This is a genomic window from Bradyrhizobium sp. P5_C12, assembly GCF_054049735.1.
Map to the genome: position 1 here is coordinate 119,435 of NZ_JBFULU010000010.1, position 18,782 is coordinate 138,216.

Sequence of the window (18,782 nt, forward strand, 5' to 3'; positions counted from 1 at the left end):
TCCATCGATTGTAAGCGGTATCAGTACCGAGCGACCAGTCTTCGCCAAACCTCACCCTGTGGTCATGCGTCCCGGCCCCCCGTGCGCAATTGCGCACTTGGCCGGGACGACGTTGGGGAGAGAGTTGCGCGAACCAAGTCACCAATAAATTCCATGCCGATGCAGCTCGCGGATCACGCGCGCCTCGGCGGACGGCTGGCGGCGCTTCGGCTTGGCGGTTTCGGTCGAGCTGGCAACGGGGGCGGCGGTGGACTGAGGGGGCGTGGCGGCCGGGGCGGTCGCGGTTGTCGGTGCAGTCGCTGCCGGAGGCGTTGAAGCGGGCGCAGTGGTCGCCGTCTGGACGTTCGTTGTCGGCGTTGCCGCCGGAGCCTGTGCTGCCTGCGGCGTCGCGGCTGCCGTCGTTGCCGGCTGCTCGGTGGCCTGCTGGCTCGAATTTGTCGCCGCAAGGCTAAGGCTCCGGGAGCCGCCGGCATAAGCCTGGCTCGCCAGCAGCGACATCGCCGCGATCAGGATCAGCTTGCGCATGACAGCCTCCGTTATCTGGTCAATCCGTCTTACCCAATTCGAACCCGACCGGCCCATCAGCGGGCGAGGCGGTGCGTGCCGATTTCGATCAGGGTGGCCCGGCAGGACAGGCGATAGATCAGGCTGAACAATTGATCCCACATGATCGAACTCCATTGTTGATCACAGCATGGAGCTTACCCCCGGTATCTTTCCGGCGGTTTTCGCGGCGTGAGGAAAACGGCTTCGTCGGACCGCGATGTGATGTCATCGGAACAGGCGGGACGAAGTCGCCTCACGGGGGTGTGAGGTCATTCCGTCATTCCGGGCGCGATGCCAAGGCATCGCCCCCGAATGACCTCCCGGAATCAGAACATCTCGAAATATTCGCGATGCTCCCAGTCGGTCACTTCGGCCAGGAAACGGTCGATCTCGGCGTTCTTGATGTGGGTGTAGTAGTCGACGAACTCGGCGCCGAATTTCTCGCGGAAGAACGGATCGTCCTTCAGCGCGGCCACGGCATCGCGCAGCGATTTCGGCAATAGCGGTGCCTTGGTTTCGTAGGGCGTGTCGGCGGACGGGCCGGGATCGAGCTTGCGGTCGACGCCGTCGAGGCCAGAGAGGATCTGCGAGGCCATGTAGAGATAGGGATTGGCGGCGGGCTCGCCGACGCGGTTTTCCAGGCGCGTGGCGGCATCGCCGGCAGCCCCGAGCACGCGGATCATGACGCCGCGATTGTCGCGGCCCCAGATCGCGCGGTCCGGCGCCAGCGAATAGGAGCGGTAGCGCTTGTAGCCGTTGATGGTCGGCGTCGTGAACACGGTTGCCGCACGGGCATGGTCGAGCAGTCCCGCGAGCCAGGCGCGGCCGAATTCGCCGAGCGGCGCGCTCCCGTCCTTCGCCATCAACAGATTGTCGCCGCTCGCGCGCGAGACGATCGACTGGTGCAGATGCCAGCCGCTGGCGAACAGGTTTGGCAGTTTCGGCCGGCACATGAAGGTGGCGTGATAGCCGTGGCGGTGCGCGATCTGCTTCACCGCGGAGCGGAACAGCACCATGTTGTCGGCGGGCTCGATCCCCTTCTTCGGCTGGAAGGTGAATTCGCACTGGCTCGGCCCGAACTCGACCTCGACGGAGCGCAAGGGCAACCCGAGCGCGAGGACGTCGCGGCGCAGGATCTCCAGCACCGGCTCCATCTGGTCGAAGCGCTGCTCGGTGAGGTATTGATAGCCGTGGCTGAGCAGGCTCACCGACGGTGGCGTGCCGGGCTGGCCGGCATCCTCCGCGCGCATATGCGGATCGTCGAGCTTGAAGATGTGGAATTCGACCTCGAGGCCCGCGACGAAATCGCAGCCGCGGCTGCCGAGCTCATCCAGCACCTTGCGATAAAGCCCGCGGGTCGCGAACGGCACCGGGCGGCCGTCGTTGAAATAGAGGTCGCACAGCACCCAGCCCGTCGCCGGCGCCCATGGCAGCACGCGGAACGTGGTGGGATCGGCGACCATCAACACGTCGGCCGCGCCCTCCATCTCCTTCATGCCGAAGCCGCCGCCCGATGTGAACACCGGAAACACGGTGCGGTGCGAGGTGTCCTTGGCGAGCATGGTGGTGGTGATGGAGCAGCCGCTCTCCAGCGAGGCGATCGCCTCGGCGGCGACGATGGTCTTGCCGCGCAGAATGCCGTGCTGGTCCGGGAAGGCGAGGCGGATGACCTCGAGGTTCTTCTCCTCGACGATGCGGCGCATGCGTTGCGCCGCGTCCTTCTGTTCATCCGACCACAGCGCATGATGCGCGACGAAAGTCACTTCACCACTCCTTCAACTGCCGTAGGGTGGGCAAAGCGAAGCGTGCCCACCACGTCTGTCGTCCTCACGGAAGCATGGTGGGCACGGCGCTTTGCGCCTTTGCCCACCCTACGGGCTCCGACCACGAACCTCACTCCGCCGCCGTCAACCGGTGCACATTGTCCGCAATCTCCTTCGGCACCGGGGCCGTCCACGGTGCGCCGCGGCGGCGCTTGACATCGACTTCCATCCAGTAGGTCTCCCAGCCCCGTGTCGGCCCGATGCCGTCCATGGTCGCCGGGCCCTGGATCGAACGCGCGTTGCTCGCGTCGAGATGCAGCATCGGCTTCTCGCCGCCCAAAACCTTCTCGATCTCCTGCCGCAGCAGGCGGCGGTACTGCACGATCGCCTTGTCGCTCTGGCCGAGATGCTCCTTGGTGCGGTCCTGGATCGCGCCCATCGACTCCACCGCCCACTGGTCGTGGACGTTGATGTCGCTGCCCATGCCGGTGTAGGTCGCGGTCTGCTGTTCGTGCGGATCGAAACCGTAATCGTTGCTGCTGTTCTTGCGCGATTTGTAGTCGGGCAGCTCGTAGAGCTCGAGCCGCTGGTCGCGCATCTTCTGCTTGTCGACCGGGTTCGAATAGCTGGTGAAGATCGCGTACCAGTAGCAGTTCTCGTCGTCGACCGGCACGTGCCATTGCGTGATCGTCATCTCCGTGCTCATGGGGATGACGAAGCCGTGCGGGAAGAGCTGGTTGGTCACCCGCACATGGGTGCGCTCCTCGTCGATCTCGCGCAGCGCGATCAGCCGCAGGCCGTATTCGGTGTGCTCGACATTGATGATCGGGCGATCGTATTCGCGCAGGATCTTCGTCATCGGCAGGTCGCTTCCGGCGGAGGCGCCGCGGAACTGCTTGCCGTAGGCGGTGGAGGTGTCCTCGTCCTCGAAGAAGCGGTGCAGGTAGGAGGCGTGCGCGGGGTCGATGCCGACCTCGAGCGCCTGGAGCCAGTTGCAGGCCATGTGGCCCTTGAATGCGAAAGTGTGCGTGCCGGGCGCGACGAAGCAGTCGAGCTCGGGAAAGGCCGGCGGCTCACCCTCGCCGAGCCAGGCCCAGAGGATGCCGCTCTTCTCCACCACCGGATAGGAGCGCTGGCGGATGTTCTGGCAGAGCTTTGAATCCTTCGGCTCGGCCGGGGTCTCGATGCACTGGCCGGTGGCGTCGAACAGCCAGCCATGGAAGGCGCAGCGCAGGCCGCCATGTTCGAGCCGCCCGAAGGCGAGGTCGGCGCCGCGGTGCGCGCAGTGGCGATCGATCAGGCCGTAGCGCCCTCGCTCGTCGCGGAACAGCACGAGACTTTCGCCGAGCAGTCGCACGGGGCGGATCGGCCGCGCACCTTCCAGCTCGTCGACCAGCGCCGCCGGCTGCCAGTAGCTCCGCATCAGCTTGCCGCAGGGGTCCTTCGCCCCGGTGCGGGTGATCAGGTCGTTCTGCTCCTGGCTCATCATGGCGGTCGCGTCCCTTCTTGCTCGAACATGCAAGTCGAGCCGGTGCGCTCTTCCTCGCCTCTCCCCGCGTGCGGGGAGAGGCCGGATTGCATCGAAGATGCAATCCGGGTGAGGGGGGCTCTCCGCGAGTCCAGCTGTCACCGTCCCTGCGGAGACTCCCCCTCACCCCACCCTCTCCCCGCAAGCGGGGCGAGGGAGATCGCGAGCGTGCCTGCCTAACGAATTGTGTTCGCCTATTGAACGAATGGGCGAATTATGACATGCCTTGATCCGGCAGCAAGCAATATTTTGCAGGAAAGTCCCGGCGCCATGCCCAAGCTGAAGCGGAGCGAGAGCGACGCGCGCGCGACGGATTTCGTCGAAAGCCTCGATCGCGGCCTGCGTCTGCTGCAATGTTTTGGCGCGACCACCGGCCCGATGACGCTGAGCGATCTCGCCCGCGCAGCAGCGTTGCCGCGCGCCACGACGCGACGCATGCTGTTCACGCTCCAGCATGGCGGCTTCGTTTCCGGCGACGGAAAGCTGTTTTCCCTGACGCCGCACGTGCTGAAGTTGGCGGCCTCCTACCTGCGGTCCAATCAACTCGTCACCGTGCTTCAGCCCGTGCTCGATCGTATCGCCACCGCGGCGCAGGAAATCTCCTCGCTGGCGGTGCTCGACCGCGACGAGGTCGTGTTCGTCGCGCGCAGCAGCCCGGCGCGGATGTTTTCGGGCGGACTCGAGATCGGCTACCGCTTGCCCGCGTTCTGCACCTCGGTCGGCCGCGCCATGCTCGGTCAGCTCGACGATGCAGAGCTCGCCGCACGCCTGAAGACAATGACGCGCGAGGCGCTGACGCCGCAGACGGTGACGGATCCCAAGGCGCTGCTGGCCAGCATCACGGCCGATCGTGCCCAAGGCTATTCGCTGGTCGACCGCGAGGCCGAGCCGCATTTCCGCTCGATCTCGGTTCCGGTGCGCCGCTACGACGACGTGATCGTCGCCGCCATCAACATGGGCGCCCATGTCGACCGCGTGCCGGAGCAGGAACTGATCGGCCGTTTTCTGCCACTGCTGCGCGAAGGCGCGGCCTCGGTGCGCTCGCAGTTGCTGTAGCCCGTAGCCCGGGTGAGCGCAGCGATACCCGGGAAAGTGTCGCAGACCCCGGATGTCGCTTCGCTCATCCGGGCTACGAGACTATAATGCGCTCCACCCAAGACGAGGGAGGATGCCATGCACCACACCATGGTTCCCAGTGATCGCGTGGAGCACGCCGCCGTCTACGGGCGCGACGGCGCCAAGCTCGGCACGATCGAGCGGCTGATGCTCGACAAGGTGAGCGGAATGGTCGCTTACGCCGTCATCAAGACCGGCGGGCTGCTCGGCACACGTCACCATTACCCGGTGCAGTGGAGCGCGCTGAAATACGATCGAACACGTCAGGCGTTCCAGGTCGAGCTGACGCTGGACGAACTCAGCAGCGGCCCCTGCGAGTTCGACGGCGACGAGTTCGATTGGGGCGACCGCTCGAGGTCCTATCCGCACCCGAATTACTGGTCGGTCTGAAGAGCAGGACGGGTTCGCAGCCGCATCGCCCTTGCGGGCTCAATTGAGCTTGCCTGCGCCCGCCGAGCGGCATTGGAGGCGACCGTCCGGCCTATCCCGGCAGCGACTCTTCGCCGACCTTGGGCCAATAGGTTCCAAAGCTCCAGAGGCCGCCCTCGGGATCGCGCGCCGCGAAATCGCGGCTGCCATAATCGGTGTTGTAGGGTTCCATTTCGATCGTCGCGCCGGACGCCTTCACCTTCTCATAGAGTGCGTCGGGATCATCGACAGCCAGATAAATGGCATCCGTGCGGTGGCCGCCGATCTCGCCGACCCGCTTTGCGTAGGCATCATCGCGATGCGCACCGAGCATGAGGATCGACGATCCAAATGCCAATTCGGCGTGAACGACCGTGCCCTCTCTGCGATAGACCACGCGTTCGGCGAAACCGAGAACGTTTTTCAGCCAGACGATCATCGCCTCCGCGTCCTTGCAGCGCATGGTGTGGTACAGGCGCGGCGCTTCATAGCCATTCTGCTGGTTCATGAAATTCTCCAGGACATTATCCAGGTCTACTGCGACGCCGACCCTAGTTCGGATCGCGCCAGCCGGGCTTGAACAAATGGGACCAGACGCTACCCGCCGCCGTCCCGCATCAGACGTGGATCCGCAAGATCGAGCCGCGCGGCCCATCCGGTCGGCGTCTCGCCGCTCAATATCCGGAAGTCGCGGGCCAGATGCGCCTGGTCGGCATAGCCGGCGTCTGCCGCGACGGTTGCCCAGCCGCCTGTCCCGTCCGTGCGGGCCAGTGAGCAGGCCCGATGAAAGCGCAGCATCTGGGCCATTGTCTTCGGCGGCACGCCGATCTCGTTGTGGAAGCGGCGCGTGAGATGCTTGCGGCTCCAGCCAATGTCGGAGGCAAGCTGGGTGATCTGGACCGCGCCTGCCCGTCGCCAGAGCGTATCGAGGGCGAAGGCGATCGCCGGCGAGGGCTCATGCACGGCGCGACGAAGCACGAAGTCTTCCACGATCTCAAATCGTCGCTGCCATCCGACCGCCTCGGCAACCCTGGCGCGGAGGTTCTCGCCATCCCGTCCCAGAATGTCGTCCAGGCCGACGATGCGCGCGGTCAGATCCGGCACCGCTCCGCCGAAGAAGCGATACGCTCCAAGCGGGGTGAAATCGACCTGAACGCATTCGGCGCGGCCATCGGATTCGATGCGGACCGGTCCGGGAAAGAGGCCTGCCGCGAAACTCGGCTGGGCGTCGGCAACATCCGGTTCGCGCCCAAGTGCAATGCGGAAGGGTGTCCCCAAATTCACGAGAAGAGGCAGCGCAAGCGGCGCCGCGTGCCGGAAGCCGGCCAACCCGACGCCGTGCTCGCGATAGAACGAGATGCTGGCGACCAGCCGCGCAAGGCGCGGCGAGGCGGGCCGACGGATGACATCGGGATTTGCGGCAGCGTCCATCGCGCGCAGCATAGCGCCGCAGCGGTGCCCCTCCAAGTGCGTGGCGCGTCGCGCCTCGCCTGTGGGTGGCTAACGGTTGCGCATCCAGTCGGCGAGACCGGACAGCGCCTTGTCGAGGTCCTGCCGCGCGGCAGCGTCCGCGACCGTCTCCTCCAGCGCGCCGCGCATGCAGGCGAGCCACGCATCGCGTTCGGCGTCGCCGATCGCAAAACCGATGTGACGCTGGCGCAACCGCGGGTGGCCCTTCTCGACGGAATAGAGTCGTGGCCCGCCGGTCCATTCGGTGAGATAGCGCTTCAGCACGTCCCTGATCAGGCCGAGATCGGCTGCATGCATGGCGCGGATGATTTGCGCCTCCGGCAGCGTATCCATCCGTTCATAGAAGCGCTCGACCAGAAGGTCGATCGTGGCGCTGCCGCCGATCCGCTCGAACATGGAGATTGCGACGTCGCTATCGGTCATCATTTATTCCAACGCTTGCTTGCCGTGCGTTGATATATCTCGCCGGAGCTCGCGCACAAACTCCATTGTCGTCCCGGCGAAGGCCGGGACCCATAACCACAGGGAGTAGTTTGACGAAGATTGGTCGTTCGGGATTAGAAGTACCCACAATCGATAGATCACGCGGTATGGGTCCCGGCCTTCGCCGGGACGACAGCAGAGGGGAGGATTCAGCGCGCCTACAGCGCCACGCTGCGCAATCCAAAACTGCGCGCTTCGTTTTGCAACACCGGGCGCACCGCGTCGATCAGCCGTGCGGCTGCGGCGTCGACGGACAGCCCCGCGGTGTCCACCACCGCCGTCGCGCGCGAATACAGCGGCTCGCGGCTCAGCAGGATATTTCGCAGCTCCGCCATCGCCGAGCGGTCGTCGGCCATCGGCCGCAAATCGCCCTGGCGGCGCACGCGGGCCATGTGCTCCTCGGGCTCGGCCTTCAGCCAGATCGTGTAGAACGACGACAGGATCTGGTCGAAGGTCAAAGGCTCCGAGACGATGCCGCCGCCGGTCGCCAGCACCATCAGCTCGTTGCGCGCCAGCAGCTGTTGCAGCGCCGCCTGCTCCATGCGGCGAAAGCCTTCCTGGCCGTACAGCGCGATGATCTCGGCGACCGAGAGCCCGTTCTGCTGCTCGACCTCCTTGTTGAGCTCGACGAAGCTCCAGCCGATCTTCTTCGCCAGCATCCTGCCGAGCGTGGATTTGCCGGCGCCGCGCAGGCCGATCAGCGCGATGCCGCAGAACGGCGCGCGCCGCGGCGCGGATGCGCTGCCGCCGGCGAGCAGATCTTTTGCTTGTGCGATCTGCGCCGGCGTCGCCTTGCGCAGCAGATCGCGAAACATCTGCCAGTCCGGCGTCGGGTCAGTGGAGGGCAGCAGGTCTTCGAGATGCGCGCCCATCGCGTCCGAGACGCGGCGCAAGAGCACGATGGAGACGTTGCCCTTGCCGCTCTCGAGTTGCGCGATGTAGCGCTCCGAAATCCCTGATACCTTGGCGAGCACTTTTCGCGACATGCCGCGTAGCGCGCGCATGGTGCGCACGCGCTGGCCGAGTTGTTCGAGGAAGCGGGATTCGGCGTCGGGACTGTCGGTCATGAGTCTTCTTTAGCGGATGTCCTGCGGCGCATTTTAATGAAACATAGTGCCTGATGGCATTGACAGCAAGCCGAGGCAGTGTCTTTCTATGAATTATAATTCTAAAATCGGGGGAGAAGTCCGTGAGCGAGGGATCCTATAACGCGGTGACCTGGCTGCTCGACCGCAACGTCGAGGAGGGCCGCGGCAACAAGCTGGTCTTCGACGACACCGTCTCCAGCCTCACCTATGGCGAGCTCCAGCAACAGAGCCGCCGCGCCGCCAACATGCTGCGCCGTCTCGGCGTCCGCCGCGAGGAGCGCGTGGCGATGATCATGCTGGACACGGTCGACTTCCCGATCGTGTTTCTGGGCGCGATCCGCGCCGGCGTCGTGCCGGTGCCGCTCAACACGCTGCTGACCGCAGACCAGTACGCCTACATCCTCGCCGATTGCCGCGCGCGCGTGCTGTTCGTCTCGGAAGCGCTCTATCCCGTCATCAAGGACGTCGTCGGCCGCATGCCGGATCTCGAGCATGTCGTGGTGTCCGGCAGCAAGATGAACGGCCACAAGCAGCTGGCCGAGGAGCTCGCGCGCGAGAACGATCAATTCGCGACCGCAGTCACACATCCTGACGAGCCGGCGTTCTGGCTGTATTCGTCTGGCTCGACCGGCATGCCCAAGGGCGTGCGCCATCTGCATTCGAATCTTCAGGCGACCGCGGACACCTATGCGAAGCAGGTGCTGGGCATCCGCGAGAGCGACGTGTGCCTGTCCGCGGCGAAGCTATTCTTCGCCTATGGCCTCGGCAATGCGCTGACGTTCCCGATGTCGGTCGGCGCCACCGTGGTGCTGAACAGCGAGCGCCCGACGCCGGCGCGCATGTTCGACCTGATGAACAGATACAATCCGTCGATCTTCTACGGCGTGCCGACGCTGTTCGCGGCGATGCTCAACGACGAGGCGATGAAGAGCGAGCGCGGCGGCAAGGCGTTACGCATTTGCACCTCGGCCGGCGAGGCGCTGCCGGAATCCGTCGGCAACAGCTGGAAGGCGCGCTTCAACGTCGACATTCTCGATGGCGTCGGCTCGACTGAGCTGCTGCACATCTTCCTGTCGAACGCGCCCGGCGACATCAAATACGGCTCGTCCGGCAAGCCGGTGCCGGGCTATGCGGTGCGGCTCGTCAACGAGGCCGGCCAGGACGTCGCCGACGGCGAGGTCGGCGAGCTGCTGGTCGATGCGCCCTCCGCCGGCGAAGGCTACTGGAACCAGCGCCACAAGAGCCGCCGCACCTTCGAGGGCCCGTGGACCCGCACCGGCGACAAATATGTCAGGGATGCCGAGGGCCGCTACACCTTCTGCGGCCGTGCCGACGACATGTTCAAGGTCTCCGGCATCTGGGTCTCGCCGTTCGAGGTCGAGAGCGCGCTGATCACCCATCCTGCCGTGCTGGAAGCGGCCGTCGTGCCCGAGGCCGATCCGGAAGGGCTGCTGAAGCCGAAGGCTTTTGTCGTGCTGCGCCCGGGCGCGACGAGAACCGATCTGCAGGAAACGCTGAAAGAACACGTCAAGCAGAAGATCGGCCCCTGGAAATACCCGCGTTGGATCGACGTGGTGGAGTCCCTGCCGAAGACCGCGACGGGGAAGATCCAGCGGTTCAAGCTGCGGGAAGGGGCGAATTGATTGGCTTCGTCATTCCGGGGCGCGCGAAGCGCGAACCCGGAATCTCGATCCGCAGACTGCAATCTCGGGATTCCGGATCAACTCGCTTTGCGAGTTGTCCGGAATGACGGAATGAATGGAATCGACAGCATGACAAACCTCACCCCCACAGGCTTCCTCAGCATCAGTGGCGTCAGCCTCGAATACAAATGGCTTGCATCGCAATCAGCGGATGCCCCCACCATCGTCATGCTGCACGAAGGGCTCGGCTCGGTCGGGCTCTGGGGCGACTTCCCCGAAAAGATCCAGCAGGCGACCGGTGCCGGGATCTTCGTGTACTCGCGCGCGGGCTATGGCCAGTCGAGCCCGGTGAGCCTGCCGCGGCCGCTCGATTACATGCAGCGCGAGGCGCTGGACGTGCTGCCGAAACTGCTCGATGCGATCGGCTTCAAGCGTGGCCTCCTGCTCGGCCATTCCGACGGCGCCTCGATCGCCACGATCTATGCCGGCGCGCATCAGGATCATCGCCTGCACGGCCTCGTGCTGATCGCGCCGCATTTCATCGTCGAGGACATCTCGGTGAAGTCGATTGCGGAAATCAAGACGGCCTTTGAGACCACCGACCTCAAGACAAAGCTCGCGCGCTGGCACAAGGACGTCGACAACGCCTTCCATGGCTGGAACGGTGCCTGGCTCGATCCGGCGTTCCGCGACTGGGACATCTCCGAATACCTCGCCTATATCCGTGTCCCTGTCATCGTCCTGCAGGGCGTGGACGACCAATATGGGACACTGCGTCAGGTCGCGATCGCGCAGGAAGAGTGTTACTGTCCGGTAGATTTGAAAGTCATTTCAGACGCGGGACATTCCCCGCATCGTGAAGCGCCGGGGGCGACGCTTGACGCGATTGTGCAATTTGCAGCGGCGGCCCTGCGCGACGATCAGGGCCTTCAGGGACGCGCCGCATGATCTTGCGGAGGCACATCCCCTATGAATGTGCCGCCGAACGCAAGCGGCCCGTTGCCGTGGCCGCAATGGGCCTATGTGCCGGGCGAAGCCGCTGGGCTGGATGCCGATTACGAGACGCTCGCTCTCGCCAAGGCGCTGGTGCCGGCGGCCTTTCGCGGCTACGTGCCGGCGCGCCATCCGGCGCTGCGCTACGGCCTTGCGCTGAACGATCGCGGCTATTTCTGGGAAGCGCAGGAGGTGCTGGAGGCGGTATGGGCCGCAGCGCCGCAAGGCGGCCGCGAGCGCATTCTGCTGCGCGCCTGCATTCACATTGCCAACGCCAATTTGCGGCTGCGCATGCAGCGGCTGCATTCGGCCGCACGCCTGTTCGGGGACGCGCTCGGGGAGCTGCGGTCGCTGAGCTCGCGCAAGGCAGCGCCGGCCGGCGACGGCTTTGTCGAGAGCTTTCCGGTCCCGGCACTGACGGCCCTGCTGCAAGCCAAGCTCGGCAGCCCGCAGCTCTCCAAGGCCGACTGGATCACGCTCGGTGTCATCGTGCGGTCCCAGTAGCTCTCATGAAACAAAGTGCATGCATTGCCCGTTAAGGGCTAGACGCGCCCCAAAAGATGCACTATTGTGCATCTAACGGTAAAGACCGAAGTTCATAATCAAGCTCAAGGGTGGCCCATGGCCGGGGAAGATCGGCGCCTCGCAGGCGGTGCGACATTCATCGATTTCCAGACCGAACCGTCCCGCTACCGGCACTGGAAGCTCGCGGTCGACGGCGACGTCGCGACCCTGACCATGGACGTCGACGAGAACGGCGGCCTGTTCGAGGGCTATCTGCTCAAGCTCAATTCCTACGATCTCGGCGTCGACATCGAGCTTGCGGACGTGGTCCAGCGGCTGCGCTTCGAGCACCCCGAGGTGAAGGTGGTGGTGATGCGCTCGGCCAAGAACCGTGTGTTCTGCGCTGGCGCCAACATCCGCATGCTCGCGGGCTCCACCCACGCCCACAAGGTCAATTTCTGCAAGTTCACCAACGAGACCCGCAACGGCATGGAAGACTCCTCGGAGAATTCCGGCCAGCGCTTCATCACGGTGGTGAACGGTTCGGCCGCCGGCGGCGGCTACGAGCTGGCGCTCGCCACCGACCACATCATCCTCGCCGATGACGGTGCCTCTTCGGTGGCGCTGCCCGAAGTGCCGCTGCTCGCGGTGCTGCCCGGCACCGGCGGCCTCACCCGCGTCGTCGACAAGCGCAAGGTGCGTCGCGACCATGCCGACTTCTTCTGCACCATCGAGGAAGGCGTGAAAGGCAAGCGCGCCGTGCAATGGCGGCTGGTCGACGAGATCGCGCCGAACTCGAAACTGGAGGCCAGGATCGTCGAGCGCGCCAAGGAGTTCGCGGCCGCCTCGAAGCGCAGCGGCAGCGGCAAGGGCATTGCGCTCACCCCGCTCAGGCGCCTCATCGACGAGACCAGCCTGCGCTATGGCTTTGTCACCGTGGACATCGATCGCGCGGCGCGCATCGCCACCATCTCGATCAAGGCGCCCGAGGCCGCATTGCCCGCCGACATCGACGGCATGATGGCGCAGGGCGCGTCGTTCTGGCCGCTCCAGGTCGCGCGCGAGCTCGACGACGCCATCCTGCATCTGCGCATCAACGAGCTCGAGATCGCCATGCTGGTGTTCAAGAGCCATGGCGACCGTGCCCATGTGCTGGCGTCCGACGCCTTCCTCGAAGCCAACAAGGCGCACTGGCTGGTCAACGAGATCCGCCACTACTGGAAGCGCGTCCTGAAGCGCATCGACGTCACCTCGCGCACGCTGGTGACGCTGGTCGAGCCCGGCTCCTGCTTTGCCGGCACGCTCGCCGAGCTCGTGTTCGCCGCCGACCGCTCCTACATGCTGATCGGCACGCGCCAGGGCGATAACCGTCCGCCGCCGTCGATCGAACTGTCGGCGATGAACTTTGGCCCGTATCCGATGAGCCATGGCCTGACGCGGCTTCAATCGCGCTTCCAGGCCGACCCGTCCGATCTGGAGCGCGCCGAGGCCACCGTCGGCACCAGCCTCGACGCCGAAGAGGCCGAGGAGCTCGGCCTCGTCACCTTCGCGCTCGACGACATCGACTGGGACGACGAGGTCCGCGTGTTCCTCGAGGAGCGCGCCAGCTTCTCGCCCGACAGCCTCACCGGCATGGAAGCGAGCCTGCGCTTCGTCGGTCCCGAGACCATGGAATCGAAAATCTTCTCGCGCCTGACCGCGTGGCAGAACTGGATCTTCCAGCGCCCGAACGCGGTCGGCGAAGAGGGCGCGCTGCGCCGCTACGGCAGCGGCCAGAAGCCGAAATTCGATATGACGCGGGTTTGATGACTCTCGTGTCCCGGGCGCGCTGCGGCACAAAGTGACGCTGCGCAGAACCGGGATCCATAGTGGACCGAATGATGGGTCCCGGCTCTGCAGCGCACCGCTTCGCGCTGCGCAGCGTCCGGGACAAGAGACAGACCAAGGAGCACGGCCATGAACATGAACATCATGAACGTCGACTACTCGACCAAGATTCCGAACAACGTCAACCTCGCCGAAGACCGCCAGGTGCTGAAGGCGCTGGAAGGCTGGCATCCCGGCTACATGGACTGGTGGAGCGACATGGGGCCGGAAGGTTTTCAGGAGTCGCTGGTCTACCTGCGCACCGCCTACTCGGTCGATCCGCGCGGCTGGGCCAAGTTCGACTACGTGCGCATGCCCGACTATCGCTGGGGCATTCTGCTGGCGCCGCAGGAAGAGAACCGCGTCGTCCCCTTCGGCGAGCACTACGGCGAGCCGGCCTGGCAGGAAGTCCCGGGCGAGTATCGCGCCATGCTGCGCCGCCTGATCGTGATCCAGGGCGACACCGAACCTGCCTCGGTCGAGCAGCAGCGCCACCTCGGCAAGACCGCGCCCTCGCTCTACGACATGCGCAACCTGTTCCAGGTCAATGTCGAGGAAGGCCGCCATCTCTGGGCGATGGTCTACCTGCTCCAGAAATATTTTGGCCGCGACGGACGTGAAGAGGCGGACGATTTGTTGCGCCGCCGCTCGGGCGATGCGGATGCGCCGCGTATGCTGGGCGCCTTCAACGAGGCGACGCCGGACTGGCTGTCCTTCTTCATGTTCACCTACTTCACCGACCGCGACGGCAAGATGCAGCTGCACTCGCTCGCGCAGTCGGGCTTCGATCCGCTGTCGCGCACCTGCCGCTTCATGCTGACGGAGGAAGCGCACCACATGTTCGTCGGCGAGACCGGCATCACCCGCGTCGTGCAGCGCACCTGCGATGCGATGCGGGAAGCCGGCATCACCGATCCGACCGACATCGCAAAGGTCCGCGCGCTCGGCGTGATCGACCTGCCGACCATCCAGAAGAAGCTGAACCTGCACTATACGCTGTCGCTCGACCTGTTCGGCTCGGAGGTCTCGACCAACGCGGCCAACGCCTTCAACACCGGCATCAAGGGCCGCTATCACGAGACCCAGATCGACGACGATCACCAGCTCAAGAACGCGACCTATCCGGTGCTCAAGTTCATCGACGGCGAGATCAAGCTGGTCGACGAGCCGGCGCTGACCGCGCTCAACATGCGCCTGCGCGACGACTACAGCCAGGATTGCGTCAAGGGCATGCTGCGCTGGAACAAGGTGATCTCGACCGCGGGCTACGACTTCAAGCTGACGCTTCCGAACGTCGCCTTCCACCGCCACATCGGCGAGTTCAAGGACGTGCACGCGACGCCGGACGGCATTTTGATCGACGACGCCACCTGGGCGAAGCGCAAGGACGACTGGCTGCCCTCGACCGCCGACGGCGACTTCATCTCCTCGCTGATGCAGCCCGTCACCGAGACCGGCCAGTTCGCCTCCTGGATCTCGCCGCCGAAAGTCGGCATCGACAACAAGCCCGGCGATTTCGAGTATGTGAAGATCGAGTCGTAAGGCTCTTCTTCTTCACCTCTCCCCGCTTGTTGGGAGAGGTCGGATCACATCGCAGATGTGATCCGGGTGAGGGGGTACAGGTGCGGCTTCAGTCTCCCGTGGGGAGAGAAGCCCCTCACCCCAACCCTCTCCCCGCAAGAGCGGGGCGAGGGAGCGGACCGTCCGGGCCGCAATCACCCCGCCGACTACCCCGCGATCTCCAGCCCCGCATTCGCGTAGACCACGCCGCCATCCACCGCGATGGTGTTGCCGACCACATAATCGCCCGCGCGCGAGGCGAGATAGATCGCCACGCCTGCCATGTCCTCGTCGGTTCCGATGCGGTGCGCCGGAATGCGCTTGGCGACATCGTCCGAATGGTCGCGCGCGGCCCGGTTCATGTCGGACTTGAACGCGCCCGGTGCGATCGCGGTGACGTTGATGTTGTCCTTGATCAGTTTCGTCGCCAGGCGCCGGGTCAGATGGATCACGGCGGCCTTGCTGGCGGCGTAGGAATAGGTCTCGCTCGGATTGACGAAGATGCCGTCGACCGAAGCGATGTTGATCACCTTCGCCGGCCGCTCCGCGCTTGCCGCCGCGCGCAGCGGTGCGGCAAGCGCCTTGGTCAGGAAGAACAGCGACTTGACGTTGAGGTCCATCACCTTGTCCCAGCCGCTCTCCGGGAATTCATCGAACTCCGCGCCCCAGGCAGCTCCCGCATTGTTGACGAGGATGTCGAGCTTCGGCTCCAGCTTGATGATTTCGCCAGCCAGCCTGTCGCAGCCTTCGACCGTCGAGATGTCGATCGGCAGCGCGATGCATTCGCCGTCATATTGCGCGGAGAGCTCTTTCGCCGTCGCCTCGCACGGCCCGGCCTTGCGCGCGGTGATGTAGACCTTGGCAGCGCCTGCGCTGAGAAACCCCGCCGCGATCATCTTGCCGATGCCGCGCGATCCGCCGGTCACCAGCGCGACGCGGCCTTTGAGCGAGAACAAATCGTTGAACATGATGCCTCCCTTTGGTTTGGCGACGTTTTGAGCGGGGAGGGGGAGGGAGTCAAGGAACGGTGGGAGTGTGTTGCGTCAGCCGTTCAACCAACTCAGTGTCGTCCCGGCGAAGGCCGGGACCCATAACCACAGGGAGACGTTTGGCGAAGGCTGGTCGTTCGGGATTGATACCGATCGCAATCGAGAAATCACGCGGTATGGGTCCCGGCCTTCGCCGGGACGACGATCAAGCCGCCGCAAATCTTCGAAAGCCGTTCCACATCGCTGTCGCCGCACCCGAGGTCAGCACCGGCAGGATCCGCGTGTCCTGGTAATTGCCGTTGAGCGAGACGCGCGGCAGCGCGGTCATGTGGCTCGCGTTCTCGGCGAACAGCATGCCGGGCCGCGTCGTCACCGCGGTCTTGAAGCCCGCGGCCGAGGCCAGCGCGAATTCACGCTCGCCCGCCGCCTCGCGGTCGCCATAGGGATAGGCGAAATGCAGCACCGGACGCTCCAGCACCTGCTCGATCCGCACCCGGCTCACGGCCATCTCCTGCGCGGCGATCTCCTCGCTCTGCCTGGCGAGATTGCAATGGCTGATGGTGTGCGCGCCGATCGTGACCAGCGGATCGGCGGCGAGCTGCTTCACCTCGTCCCAGGACAGGCAGAGGCCGCGGCACAGCGCGGCGATGTCGACGCCGTATTTGGTGCAGAGCGCCTCGATCTCGCGCTTGAGATCATGCTCGCCCGGCAGCGCGCGCAACCAGTCGTGCAGGCGGTCGAACGCCGCCTGCTTTGTCGCCGATGTCGTCGCATCGAGCCGCAGCGCAGAGTTGCCGATCTGCACCTCGATCTGGTCGGTTTTGGCGATCACGGCCTCGAGCGCGGTCCACCACAGCCGGCCGGTGCCTTCGGCGAAATCGCTGGCGACGTAGACGGCCAGAGGCGCGTCAAATTCGCGCAGCACCGGCAGCGCAAATTCGAGATTGTCGCGGTAGCCGTCGTCGAGAGTGAAGGCCGCAAAGCGGCGGTCGAACCGGCCTTGCACGAGTCGTTCGTGCAGCTCGTCCATGCCGACGATGTCGATCTCGCGCGCGCGCAGATGGCAGAGGGTCGCGCGCAGGAAATCGGGGGTGACCTCGAGATGGCGGTTCGGCTGGAACGCGCCCTCGCGGGCCGGCCGCACGTGGTGCAGCATGAAAATGGCGCCGACGCCCGACAGAAGCGGGCGCAACAGGTGGTGCGCCCCGCTGAAATAGAGTGCTCCCAGCCCGGCGCGGATGACGTTGTTACGGAGTTGTTTCATGTACCCGGCTGGCCGCCCCTGGCATTCCGCCCTCAACTTAGGGGGTGACCCTTGAAGAAAAAGTTATTCCAATTGTCCACGCCAGGCCTTCGGAGGGCCGCCATTTCCGGTTTGACAGCCTGCCAAGGGTTTGTTTTGTCTCCGGTTCCAGAGTTCGGGTCGTCGAATGCAAAAGCTTTTCAGGTGGGCCAGCAAATGGTGGCCAGGGCTGATCCCCCTGGCCGTCATGTGGGGATTTGCGGCCTGGAACAACACGCTGCCGGTCGAGGCGGACCTTTCCGCCCGCAGTTCGGCCGCGCTCAAGGACACGGTTCTGGACAAGACCCGGATCGCGGTGGACGGCCGCGACGTCGGTCTGGCCGCGGACGCCTTCTCCGAGGAGGGTCGCCGCGACGCGGTCATGGCGGTCGAGACCGTCCCCGGCGTGCGCCTGGTCGATGACCGGACCCGCCTTGTTCCCGAGGCGAAACCGTTCGTCTGGAACGCCGAGCGCGACGTGGTGCGGGTGACGCTGTCGGGCTCCGCGCCGCTGCCGTCGATGAAGGGCCGGCTGACGGAGGCGGCGCGCAAGGAGGTCGGCGGGGTCGAGGTGGCCGATCAAATGGGCCTGGCGCGCGGCGCACCGCCGCGTTTCGAGGCTGCCGCGATGCTGCTGCTCGATCAGATCGGCAAGCTGAAGGACGGCAAGATCACGATCTCCGACACCAAGGTCAATCTGTCCGGCATGGCGCGCGAGCTCGGCGGCCGCGAGGCGATTGCGGCTGCGCTGAAGAACCTGCCCGAGGGGTTCTCGGTCGCCGCCAACGACATCAAGGCGCCGCCCTACATCTTCCAGGCCTACAAGGATCCGGTGGCCGCGACGGTGACGCTGACCGGCTACGTGCCCGACAACAACGTCCACGCCACGATCGCCACCGGCGCGTCGCGAAAATTCTTCAACGAGAAGGTCGTCGACAATCTCAAGGCCAGCATCGGCGCGCCCGGCTCCTTCAACACCGCCGTGGTCGCAGCGCTCGGCGCGCTGTCACGGTTGTCGACCGGTACGCTCGTCGTCTCCGACCGCGAGGTGAAGCTGTCGGGCGATGCGCTCTACGAGGGCGCCGCCAACGACATCCGCGCAGGCCTCGGCAAGGATTTTCCCAAGAACTGGCAGTACAAGCCGGAGATCACGGTGAAGCCCGCGGCGGGCCCGGTGGACGGCACGGTCTGCCAGCAATTGTTCTCGGACCTCTTGGGGAAAGGCAAGATCCGCTTCGCAACCAAGCGCGCCGACATCGATCCGGACTCCGCCGGCGTTCTCGATCATCTCATCGAGACGGCGCTGCGCTGTCCCACCACCAATATCGAGGTCGCAGGCCACACCGATGCCGACGGTGAGGACGCCTTCAACCAGGCTCTCTCGGAGAAGCGCGCGCAGGCGGTGATTGATTATCTGGTCAAGGCCGGCCTGCCCGCCAACCGCTTCACCGCGGTCGGCTATGGCAGCACCCAGCCCGTGGCCGGCAACGAGACTGACGACGGCAAGGCGCAGAACCGCCGCATCGAATTTCTGGTGAGGTGA

The 18,782-nt window shown here is 65.2% G+C and carries 17 protein-coding genes; 8 read left to right on the plus strand and 9 right to left on the minus strand.

Going from position 1 to position 18,782, the window contains the following annotated elements; genetic code table 11:
• Positions 1–138: 138 nt before the first annotated feature.
• The 3 genes from ACXJMY_RS12155 to ACXJMY_RS12165 all read right to left on the minus strand — a co-directional run bounded on the left by ACXJMY_RS12155 (position 139) and on the right by ACXJMY_RS12165 (position 3,798).
• The gene (locus ACXJMY_RS12155; RefSeq protein ID WP_456619568.1) at positions 139–525 is read right to left on the minus strand and encodes a hypothetical protein; all 387 of its coding nucleotides are present in this window, start codon (positions 523–525) and stop codon (positions 139–141) included.
• A 347-nt stretch (positions 526–872) separates the two neighbouring features.
• Positions 873–2,309 (minus strand): glutamine synthetase family protein, encoded by a 1,437-nt coding sequence (locus ACXJMY_RS12160; protein ID WP_456619569.1) that lies wholly within the window; start codon positions 2,307–2,309, stop codon positions 873–875.
• Positions 2,310–2,439: 130 nt separating this feature from the next.
• Positions 2,440–3,798, minus strand: coding sequence for an aromatic ring-hydroxylating dioxygenase subunit alpha (locus ACXJMY_RS12165; RefSeq protein WP_456619570.1), 1,359 nt, complete (start codon positions 3,796–3,798; stop codon positions 2,440–2,442).
• A gap of 309 nt (positions 3,799–4,107) precedes the next feature.
• Between ACXJMY_RS12165 and ACXJMY_RS12170 the strand changes: the two genes are divergently transcribed.
• Both ACXJMY_RS12170 and ACXJMY_RS12175 read left to right on the plus strand, forming a co-directional pair.
• Positions 4,108–4,893: an IclR family transcriptional regulator domain-containing protein gene (locus ACXJMY_RS12170; RefSeq protein WP_456619571.1), complete on the plus strand. Its 786-nt coding sequence runs from the start codon at positions 4,108–4,110 to the stop codon at positions 4,891–4,893.
• Between the two features lie 117 nt (positions 4,894–5,010).
• Complete coding sequence (locus ACXJMY_RS12175; RefSeq protein WP_456619572.1) at positions 5,011–5,343, plus strand: PRC-barrel domain-containing protein; 333 nt, start codon at positions 5,011–5,013, stop codon at positions 5,341–5,343.
• Positions 5,344–5,434: 91 nt separating this feature from the next.
• Here the strand turns inward: ACXJMY_RS12175 and ACXJMY_RS12180 are convergent, their stop codons facing one another.
• The 4 genes from ACXJMY_RS12180 to ACXJMY_RS12195 all read right to left on the minus strand — a co-directional run bounded on the left by ACXJMY_RS12180 (position 5,435) and on the right by ACXJMY_RS12195 (position 8,381).
• Positions 5,435–5,869, minus strand: coding sequence for a VOC family protein (locus ACXJMY_RS12180; RefSeq protein WP_456619573.1), 435 nt, complete (start codon positions 5,867–5,869; stop codon positions 5,435–5,437).
• An 89-nt stretch (positions 5,870–5,958) separates the two neighbouring features.
• Positions 5,959–6,690 (minus strand): helix-turn-helix domain-containing protein, encoded by a 732-nt coding sequence (locus ACXJMY_RS12185; RefSeq protein ID WP_456619574.1) that lies wholly within the window; start codon positions 6,688–6,690, stop codon positions 5,959–5,961.
• Positions 6,691–6,861: 171 nt separating this feature from the next.
• Positions 6,862–7,254: a group II truncated hemoglobin gene (locus tag ACXJMY_RS12190; protein WP_456619575.1), complete on the minus strand. Its 393-nt coding sequence runs from the start codon at positions 7,252–7,254 to the stop codon at positions 6,862–6,864.
• Positions 7,255–7,472: 218 nt separating this feature from the next.
• Positions 7,473–8,381, minus strand: a complete 909-nt coding sequence (locus tag ACXJMY_RS12195) for a helix-turn-helix transcriptional regulator (protein ID WP_456619576.1) — start codon at positions 8,379–8,381, stop codon at positions 7,473–7,475.
• A 122-nt stretch (positions 8,382–8,503) separates the two neighbouring features.
• Here ACXJMY_RS12195 and ACXJMY_RS12200 point away from each other — a divergent pair, with 122 nt between their 5' ends.
• From ACXJMY_RS12200 to boxB, 5 genes are all read left to right on the plus strand, one after another.
• Positions 8,504–10,045: a benzoate-CoA ligase family protein gene (locus ACXJMY_RS12200; RefSeq protein ID WP_456619577.1), complete on the plus strand. Its 1,542-nt coding sequence runs from the start codon at positions 8,504–8,506 to the stop codon at positions 10,043–10,045.
• A 129-nt stretch (positions 10,046–10,174) separates the two neighbouring features.
• A complete protein-coding gene (locus ACXJMY_RS12205; RefSeq protein ID WP_456619578.1) occupies positions 10,175–10,993 on the plus strand; it encodes an alpha/beta fold hydrolase in 819 nt (272 codons plus the stop codon).
• A 21-nt stretch (positions 10,994–11,014) separates the two neighbouring features.
• Positions 11,015–11,542 carry a DUF309 domain-containing protein gene (locus ACXJMY_RS12210; protein ID WP_456619579.1) on the plus strand — a complete coding sequence of 176 codons (528 nt, stop codon included), beginning with the start codon at positions 11,015–11,017 and terminating at the stop codon, positions 11,540–11,542.
• 117 nt (positions 11,543–11,659) lie between these two features.
• Positions 11,660–13,348 (plus strand): 2,3-epoxybenzoyl-CoA dihydrolase, encoded by a 1,689-nt coding sequence (boxC, locus tag ACXJMY_RS12215; RefSeq protein ID WP_456619580.1) that lies wholly within the window; start codon positions 11,660–11,662, stop codon positions 13,346–13,348.
• 150 nt (positions 13,349–13,498) lie between these two features.
• A complete protein-coding gene (boxB, locus tag ACXJMY_RS12220; protein WP_456619581.1) occupies positions 13,499–14,950 on the plus strand; it encodes a benzoyl-CoA 2,3-epoxidase subunit BoxB in 1,452 nt (483 codons plus the stop codon).
• A gap of 185 nt (positions 14,951–15,135) precedes the next feature.
• Here boxB and ACXJMY_RS12225 read toward each other — a convergent pair whose 3' ends face one another.
• The gene (locus tag ACXJMY_RS12225) at positions 15,136–15,936 is read right to left on the minus strand and encodes an SDR family oxidoreductase (RefSeq protein ID WP_456619582.1); all 801 of its coding nucleotides are present in this window, start codon (positions 15,934–15,936) and stop codon (positions 15,136–15,138) included.
• Positions 15,937–16,162: 226 nt separating this feature from the next.
• Positions 16,163–17,221: a polysaccharide deacetylase family protein gene (locus ACXJMY_RS12230; RefSeq protein ID WP_456619583.1), complete on the minus strand. Its 1,059-nt coding sequence runs from the start codon at positions 17,219–17,221 to the stop codon at positions 16,163–16,165.
• Positions 17,222–17,387: 166 nt separating this feature from the next.
• Here ACXJMY_RS12230 and ACXJMY_RS12235 point away from each other — a divergent pair, with 166 nt between their 5' ends.
• On the plus strand, positions 17,388–18,782 hold the full coding sequence (locus tag ACXJMY_RS12235) for an OmpA family protein (protein ID WP_456619584.1): 1,395 nt from the start codon (positions 17,388–17,390) through the stop codon (positions 18,780–18,782).

Excerpts from the sequence above, each read along its gene's own strand:
- ACXJMY_RS12225 (WP_456619582.1), bottom strand. The coding sequence starts at position 15,936 with ATGTTCAACGATTTGTTCTCGCTCAAAGGCCGCGTCGCGCTGGTGACC.
- ACXJMY_RS12195 (WP_456619576.1), bottom strand. The coding sequence starts at position 8,381 with ATGACCGACAGTCCCGACGCCGAATCCCGCTTCCTCGAACAACTCGGC.
- ACXJMY_RS12210 (WP_456619579.1), top strand. The coding sequence starts at position 11,015 with ATGAATGTGCCGCCGAACGCAAGCGGCCCGTTGCCGTGGCCGCAATGG.
- ACXJMY_RS12175 (WP_456619572.1), top strand. The coding sequence starts at position 5,011 with ATGCACCACACCATGGTTCCCAGTGATCGCGTGGAGCACGCCGCCGTC.
- ACXJMY_RS12205 (WP_456619578.1), top strand. The coding sequence starts at position 10,175 with ATGACAAACCTCACCCCCACAGGCTTCCTCAGCATCAGTGGCGTCAGC.
- ACXJMY_RS12155 (WP_456619568.1), bottom strand. The coding sequence starts at position 525 with ATGCGCAAGCTGATCCTGATCGCGGCGATGTCGCTGCTGGCGAGCCAG.
- ACXJMY_RS12165 (WP_456619570.1), bottom strand. The coding sequence starts at position 3,798 with ATGATGAGCCAGGAGCAGAACGACCTGATCACCCGCACCGGGGCGAAG.
- boxB (WP_456619581.1), top strand. The coding sequence starts at position 13,499 with ATGAACATGAACATCATGAACGTCGACTACTCGACCAAGATTCCGAAC.
- boxC (WP_456619580.1), top strand. The coding sequence starts at position 11,660 with ATGGCCGGGGAAGATCGGCGCCTCGCAGGCGGTGCGACATTCATCGAT.
- ACXJMY_RS12180 (WP_456619573.1), bottom strand. The coding sequence starts at position 5,869 with ATGAACCAGCAGAATGGCTATGAAGCGCCGCGCCTGTACCACACCATG.
- ACXJMY_RS12235 (WP_456619584.1), top strand. The coding sequence starts at position 17,388 with ATGCAAAAGCTTTTCAGGTGGGCCAGCAAATGGTGGCCAGGGCTGATC.
- ACXJMY_RS12170 (WP_456619571.1), top strand. The coding sequence starts at position 4,108 with ATGCCCAAGCTGAAGCGGAGCGAGAGCGACGCGCGCGCGACGGATTTC.
- ACXJMY_RS12230 (WP_456619583.1), bottom strand. The coding sequence starts at position 17,221 with ATGAAACAACTCCGTAACAACGTCATCCGCGCCGGGCTGGGAGCACTC.
- ACXJMY_RS12190 (WP_456619575.1), bottom strand. The coding sequence starts at position 7,254 with ATGACCGATAGCGACGTCGCAATCTCCATGTTCGAGCGGATCGGCGGC.